Annotated in this window: 2 protein-coding genes; both read right to left on the reverse strand. The window is 52.4% G+C overall.

Annotated features, from left to right (window positions below; translation table 11 throughout):
- The coding region (locus V3W27_RS28070) for an IS3 family transposase (protein WP_330208061.1) at positions 1-755 on the reverse strand (755 nt) is incomplete at its 3' end.
- Positions 756-775: 20 nt separating this feature from the next.
- Positions 776-1072 carry a transposase gene (locus V3W27_RS28075; RefSeq protein WP_007969000.1) on the reverse strand — a complete coding sequence of 99 codons (297 nt, stop codon included), beginning with the start codon at positions 1070-1072 and terminating at the stop codon, positions 776-778.
- Positions 1073-1087: the final 15 nt, after the last annotated feature.

The raw sequence follows: 1087 nt of genomic DNA on the forward strand, positions 1-1087 counted from the left end.
CAACGACGATGGTTGTAGTGATGAACAAAATCCATCACATCCTTCTCCGCTTCGAAATGGTTTTGGTAGCCATTTTCCGGCATCCAATCGTGTTTCAACGTCCTGAAATAGCGCTCAACCACTGCGTTGTCCCAGCAATTCCCTCGACGACTCATGCTCTGAACGATCCGGTTTTCTGCCAAGCAGCCAACAAATCGATCAGCGGTGTACTGGCAGCCTTGGTCTGAGTGAAATAGCAACGCGGGCATCGGACGGCGTAGTGACACTGCTAACCTTAGCGCCCTTGAAGACAGTTCAGCATCGGCAGTTCGGGAACAGGCCCAACCCACAATTCTGCGTGAAAACAGATCCATCACCACCGCCAGATAAAGCCAGCTATTTCCGACTCGGATGTAGGTAATGTCACCGGCCCAAAGTGTGTCTGGCTGGGTCGGATTAAAACGCCGATCAAGTATGTTCGGTGCAACAATCGCTGGTTTCGTAGCGCGTCGATAGTGGGCATAACACGGTCTGCGTCGGTGTAGACCAAAGGTGTTGATCAGCGTGCGCATTCGACAGCGCCCAATAAAAATCCCCTCTTTTCTTAGCTCTCTGGAAAACCCACGAGTACCTAACGCCTCACGATGTTCTTTATGCATCGCACGAAGTTTACGCCTCAGCAAGCGCAGTTCAGGCTTCAGGCGCTTGGGTTTACGCTTGGTGTAATAGCTGCTTCGGGCAACGCCAAGCACTGAGCACATGCGCCGAATCGACATCGCACCTCGAACGCCATCAATCACTTGGTTCGACCGAACAGAACCTTTAGATGAGAGGGCAATTGCTTTTTTAGTACTTGGTTCTCGGCTTCAAGCAGTGCCAGCTTTGCCTGGAGCGATTCGATCAGTTCCTGATCCTGCAATCGCGGTGGCTGCGACATGCCTTCCTGCTCTCGACGCCAGCGCGAAACCCAGCGACGCAGGGCCGTAGGGCCCACACCAGTAGCTTCACAGGCTTTAGGGATGGAGTAATTCATCTCCACGACCAAGCGAATGGCTTCTGCTTTTTCCTCTGACGTGACAACCCGATATCCCATGATGCTTCCTTAAAT

The sequence above is a fragment of the Pseudomonas sp. AM14(2022) genome (assembly GCF_036346455.1).
Taxonomy (GTDB): Bacteria; Pseudomonadota; Gammaproteobacteria; order Pseudomonadales; family Pseudomonadaceae; genus Aquipseudomonas; species Aquipseudomonas putida_A.